6 protein-coding genes, 1 pseudogene and 1 other annotated feature are annotated in these 5,582 nt (G+C 57.6%); of the genes and pseudogenes, 1 reads left to right on the top strand and 6 read right to left on the bottom strand.

Annotated elements, in window-relative coordinates; translation table 11 throughout:
• The 4 genes and pseudogenes from MHA02_RS22520 to MHA02_RS21735 all read right to left on the bottom strand — a co-directional run.
• Window positions 1-202, bottom strand: a 202-nt coding sequence (locus tag MHA02_RS22520) for a hypothetical protein (protein ID WP_210245106.1), incomplete at its 3' end; no start/stop codon positions are given.
• A gap of 64 nt (window positions 203-266) precedes the next feature.
• The gene (locus tag MHA02_RS21745; protein WP_147082658.1) at window positions 267-932 is read right to left on the bottom strand and encodes an alpha/beta hydrolase; all 666 of its coding nucleotides are present in this window, start codon (window positions 930-932) and stop codon (window positions 267-269) included.
• A 310-nt stretch (window positions 933-1,242) separates the two neighbouring features.
• On the bottom strand, window positions 1,243-1,518 hold the full coding sequence (locus tag MHA02_RS21740) for a hypothetical protein (protein ID WP_147082656.1): 276 nt from the start codon (window positions 1,516-1,518) through the stop codon (window positions 1,243-1,245).
• 283 nt (window positions 1,519-1,801) lie between these two features.
• Window positions 1,802-2,305: pseudogene (locus tag MHA02_RS21735) on the bottom strand (integrase core domain-containing protein); the annotation flags it as partial.
• Window positions 2,289-2,403 (bottom strand) — a sequence feature (AL1L pseudoknot). (Overlaps the previous pseudogene by 17 nt.)
• Window positions 2,404-2,526: 123 nt before the next feature.
• Here MHA02_RS21735 and MHA02_RS21730 point away from each other — a divergent pair.
• Window positions 2,527-2,763 carry a DUF6894 family protein gene (locus MHA02_RS21730; RefSeq protein WP_147082654.1) on the top strand — a complete coding sequence of 79 codons (237 nt, stop codon included), beginning with the start codon at window positions 2,527-2,529 and terminating at the stop codon, window positions 2,761-2,763.
• 1,346 nt (window positions 2,764-4,109) lie between these two features.
• Here MHA02_RS21730 and MHA02_RS21725 read toward each other — a convergent pair.
• Both MHA02_RS21725 and MHA02_RS21720 read right to left on the bottom strand, forming a co-directional pair.
• Window positions 4,110-4,364, bottom strand: a complete 255-nt coding sequence (locus tag MHA02_RS21725) for a hypothetical protein (RefSeq protein WP_147082652.1) — start codon at window positions 4,362-4,364, stop codon at window positions 4,110-4,112.
• A 207-nt stretch (window positions 4,365-4,571) separates the two neighbouring features.
• Window positions 4,572-5,522, bottom strand: coding sequence for an IS481 family transposase (locus MHA02_RS21720; RefSeq protein ID WP_147082650.1), 951 nt, complete (start codon window positions 5,520-5,522; stop codon window positions 4,572-4,574).
• Between the last annotated feature and the right edge of the window lie 60 nt (window positions 5,523-5,582).

Here is a 5,582-nt window from a genome sequence, read left to right as displayed (position 1 = left end):
GGATCCTCTCAATCAGCCCGGTCCAAAGCCAGCCGGTCACGTCATCCTGATCCTCTCGACATTGCTCGCCCTTTACAGGGGCAACCAAACCGGCAATGACACGGTGCTTCCCGACCTCTCGGCGTCGAGATTTCGGGGTGCCAATACGACGGCGCGCCTTGGGAAGATCTTCTCCAGTCAAACACACGCTCTCACGCGCCATGTCGGTCTCAGAATCATATATTTTGCAAATTTTAATGCCTTCGGCGTAGTGATCTAAGTATTTATTAATCTATATCGAAAAACAGATTGTGATTTAGACACCAAGCGCCAACATCGTTATGCCCGCAATTTTCGGCTTGTATCAATTTGAAATCGGGGCGACTTGAAATCAGATTGGCATGCTGGTGATCGACCCACGCGTCCGATCCGACAATCACATGATAGCGAACATAACCTTCAACGGGAAGGACTTGATCCAGTGCAAAAAATTGTGGTGTAGGACTGCCCGACTCAAGTGGAGCATACCACGCCTCAAAGCGCGGATCGCTGAGTTCCTGACTGTATGTACGCCCTATGCGGATTTGCGGCGATATACCAAAGGCGAGGTCTGCCTCTAGAAGATGACCGAATAGCAACGCGGCGTATCCCCCCATCGAAGGCCCAATACAAACGATACGATCGAACGATCTTGTCTCGTCTTTAATGATCTTAGCCAGCCCGACGACATTTTGAGCGACGTGCGGTAGGCCATACTGATACCAAAGATTGCTGCGATCTCTGACAAAAATTGCATTTTGATTGTATTTTATTGCTGTATTTACAAAATCGAAACGCCAGGGCAGAGAATTTTGGTCCCAGTCCAATTGAAGTGAGGTGAAATAGATAAACAGCGTACGGGTTGCGCCACGGCGACGCATAAGATCCACCCCGGCCAGCGGCTCAAGCTCCATCGAAATTTTCCTTAGATTGAATAGTTTACGTCGAGACAATTCGTGCCGAGAATGGCTCCACCGAAAATTTAGACTCGATCCATTTCAGGTTGACAGACACAATCGCCTTGCGCGCGGGATGAGGTCATCTGGGGGCGTGGCGTGCTTGTTGGCCTGAGTGGAAGAAACGGCTTGGCGGGAGCGCCTTCTGGCCGTCAAAGCACTGAAGCCTTATCAGGTCGACACCGAGACCCTGCGATCAGGACACCGAGTGTCTTGCGATTAAGCGCTTCGGCGCTGGCCGTTCAAAGCCTCTGCAAGGCATATTAAGCTATGGCCTGCGTTTTATAAGCCACTCACCCGTTTGCTCCGACAGATGCGTTGCGGCCCAGTGAGTCGATTTTGTGATTTCTATAATCAACAGACTATCGTCCTTGTCCATCAATGCAAGCAGATGATTACTTAGCTCAATAATTGTAGATTCGGCCTCAATCATCCAAGCAGAAGATTGCGCTTGGTGAGCGTCAATAACTTGCAGATGCTCGTAGAGAGCAGCATAATCGTGCGACATTGCTTTCATGTCAAAAGTGGCGAGATATATTGTCATCCAACTTTACGCCTCTTTGAGCCGAATGATATCCGCTCCAGCTGTTCGCTGCTATGATGCTAGACGACATCCACACAGCACGGCGATTGATCAACGGCCGCGATCAGGCCAGCGCCCGCCACCCGACCGACACTCGCTTTTGACCGTTTCGAAGGCCTCGACGATGTGCGCATCGGTTCGTGGCACCATTCCTCCAGCGGTGCAACATGAGCGGGACGCCAGCGGCTTGCGCAAAACGATTTCCGGCAAATGTCCCGAAATGCGCATTCGGTGAGGGTTGCGATCATCGGTCCGACAAGGTGTCGCGATCGATCTGCGGGGGCTGATGTGAACCGCTCCGGGTTTCCCGGAGGCCATTCGGTTTGGGTCTGGCGGCCAAGGCTTGTACATCGGTCTGAGCAAAGTAGCGCGCTTCGGCCTCGGCGGGAGGTAGGTTGCCGATCGGTTCGAGCCGGTGGCGGGTGTCGAACCAATCGACCCATTCGAGGGTGGCGAACTCGACCGCTTCGAAGGACCGCCACGGACCGCGTCGATGGATCACCTCGGCCTTGAACAGGCCGTTGATCGTCTCGGCCAAGGCGTTGTAGCAAGGGTCGCAGACGCTGCCGACCGAGGGCTCGACGCCCGCTTTCGCAAGCCGCTCCGTATAGCGCTTCAACATGTACGGGCTCCCTCTGTCGCGCTGCTGCACGAGCCCGCAGCCCCGGAGGGGCCGGCGTTCGTGCAGGTCCTGCTCCAGGGCATCGAACACGAATCCGGCATGGGTGGTCCGTGACGCCCGCCAGCCGTGCAGATCGGCTCGACCCCGCAGGCACTGCGATGGTCGTCGATGAAGGCGATCATGTCCGCGACCGGCGGCCGAGCTCGGCAAACGAAAAATTGGCCGACGCCTTCCTCTGGATCTCGTTGGGCTGACGCCGCTCGCGGTTCTCGCCGTCAGCCTCATCCCGCAGTGAACCAAACAGCCCCGTTCATGTTGGTCAGCGGGATTCCGAGCTGGAGGCGAGCGTGCCACGCTACTACTTCGAGATCTTCGATAATGGGGAGGGCTACCCGGACGAGGAGGGCTCCGAGTTTGAGCACGACCGGCAAGCCGGCGACGAGGCTGTCGGCACGTTAGCGCACATCGCCAAAGACAAGCTGCCGGACGGCGATCACCGCGAGTTTGTGGCTGAGGTGTTGGACGAGACGGGCAAGCTCGTCTTCCATGGCACGCTAACGTTCCGAGGAACGTGGCTTCGGTAGGATCGCAGGGCACCCCGCGCTGCCAGCTTCGCAGCGCGAACCGGCGACGCGGCAGACGCGGGCGGCCGGGCGAAAGCCGGCACTCAGGCCCGACCCGCTAAACCTATCTCAGGTTGCAAATCACCAGCAGCCTGTAGCGCTCGTTGCCCACGGTCTGCGCAGCCAGTTAATTACCGGCCCCACTCCTCGGTGCAACGGCTTCAGAAGGCCGGTTCGCGGCGGGTGTGATTGCGGGCAAATTCCGCGACTCTGAACGCGCCTGCCGCGGCCACGCGACCCTCCAAGGCGAAAAAAACGGCTCGGACGCGACGGATACACGTCATTAATGTGCGATTCGGCTCTGTTTCCGGTCTCGCTCTGATCGCACAGTAGCAGGCTGACATCCGGTGCAAATTGTTCCCATCGACTTGCTGATTCGTGCATCGCGGACTCGATCGGCTTCGGCCCGCTTCATCGAATCCATGTCGAATTGCTTACGGACGACAGAGAAATCGGTGGGACCGGATGCAGGGCGAATGGTGGACGGCGGACCGTTCGGTGATGGTTGCGCCGACACAGCGCTCGTAGCTGCCATCAGAGCTCCAATTATCGATACCGTGATGGCGCGCAAAGCTGTCCTCCGAACATTCCTGCGATCAGACGCGAATTGCACCGCTGGAGCAAGGCCCACCTGCAAAGCATCTCTACAGGATTTGGCTGCGATCGAAACACGGCAATCTTGGAGCACTTGCGGCTCCCGACAAATCAAACACATAAGCCGCGCTGTTAGTTGTCATAGTTATCACTGCTATTGGACAAAGTTATGATTTGTGTAGTTTTTTATACAATGAATAGACGTTGCTAATCTCCTATTTGATCGAACCACCAAAACGAGATGATCCGATATCCAGAATGATAGCTCTAAATCCGATACGATCGATACCTGAGGCGGTCGCCTTAAAGTGTTCGCTTACATTTTTACTGATTGAAACGTCACCGATCTATCTTTTGCGCAACAATCTTGACTGCACGGATTTCAAATCTAAGGATCCTTAGACGATGATGTAGTCGGCGCTCATCGTCGTGCTATTTGGCCTGGGACCCGCTCAAGTTCGGGAGGGATTGTGGTCGACCCGCACGGCTCGACGATGGCCCGGGCCGCCAGCAGGCTCCCGAAGCGATAATCGTGCAGACACCGGTTGCGTAACCGCTCGTTGAAGCTCTCGACGAGGACAGTCTGCCGCGGTTTGCCGAGTGCGCGCTGTAGTGCCACGCGCTCCAGCGTCATCCCAGCTCTGAAAGGGATCCTCGTGGGATTGGCGGTTTGCAAAACCGCGGTCGGTTGCGGCGGACGGCTGAGGATCGGTTCAGACCTCTTGATAGGCCTCGAAGGCCGCAACCAACCGGCCTGCTTCCTTAGCATATCGTTTCCAGGCTGGATCAGTCGCGGGGCGCATTTCAGCAATGCCGTCGTGACCAACAACACGCTCTCGTCGATCAAGGAACACCAGCGTATCCGGGTTGAGGCCATCATGGGCACACAGGGCGCGGGCGACACGCTCTACCGGATTTGAAGCAGGGACCGATCGCCAGTTGAGTTCAATCGGATCGTCTTCGCCCACGGTCGTCGCTCCGTACCCACTCTGGCTCCACTTTACTGAGGCGGCTGGCCGACAGACAAGAAGGTCGCGGCTGAGGCCGGGGGAGGTCGTCACCGTGGCTGCCAGGAGGCTGGGGAGGCTCCCAAACAGCGCGCAAACGTCCGAGCTGGGTTCTTGCTGATACGCCTGACGCTATCTGAATTCGGGGGCCAACAGAAATGCCCAGGCTTAGGTGTACGGTCCCGGGATGAGGTGTGACGGATCGAGCCTGAAGCGATCGGGCTCTTTCGTCCAGGCGTTCAGGATGAACTCGGTGGGCGTCAGGCCGCGCAGCGTCTTGAGCCTGCGGGCATGGTTGTAGGCATCGACGAACAGATGCAGATGCGTTCTCAGCTGAGCATGGCTGTCGTAGTGGTAGCGTTTGACCGTCGCGTCCTTGATCGTACGGTTGATTCGCTCGACTTGCCCGTTGGTCCAAGGGTGGTTCACCTTGGTCAGACGGTGCTCGATGCCATGCTCGTCGCAGACACGATCGAAGATGTGCTGACTGTCGTAGATGTCCCGCTGGCGTGACGTGAACTGAATGCCGTTGTCCGTGAGCACAGTGTGGATGCGATAAGGCACCGCTTCGATGAAGTCGCGGAGGAACTGAGCGGCCTCCATCTTGCCGGCGCTCTCGACCAGCCGCACGACGACGAATTTGCTGGTTCGGTCGATGGCCACGAACAGCCTGAGCTTGCCCTCAGCGGTGCTGACCTCGGCGATGTCGATGTGGACGTAGCCGATGGCGTAACTCGCAAAGCGCTGCTTCTTGGGTTTGTCGCCGTCGATCTCGGGCAGTCGGCTGATGCCGTGCCGTTCCAGACAGCGATGCAGCGACGACCGGGTCAGGTGCGGGATCGTCGGTTGCAGGCCATAGAGGCAATCGTCGAGCGGGAGCAGCGTGTGCCGTCGGAAAGCGACGATGATCGCCTCCTCCTCGACCGTGAGCACGGTGGAGCGCGGCTCCTTGGGTCCCATCCGGGCATCCGCCGTCGTCGCCCGTTTGCGCCACTTCTGCACCGTCGTCGGACTGACGCTGTAGCGCCGGGCCAGCGCCCTTACGCTCTCTTCACGTAGCTGGATCGCACGACGGACTGCCTCCGTCGTGGTGGCGCTTCCATGGAGAACTTGGCCCATAGCGCTTCCCTCGCAGCATGGTGCTCAACCGTATCACCACACCGCGGGATCAAACACCTA

The sequence above is a fragment of the Methylobacterium haplocladii genome (assembly GCF_007992175.1).
GTDB lineage: Bacteria > Pseudomonadota > Alphaproteobacteria > Rhizobiales > Beijerinckiaceae > Methylobacterium > Methylobacterium haplocladii.
Note: the sequence above shows the minus strand (reverse complement) of the source record. Positions and strands in the feature narration are given on the sequence as shown.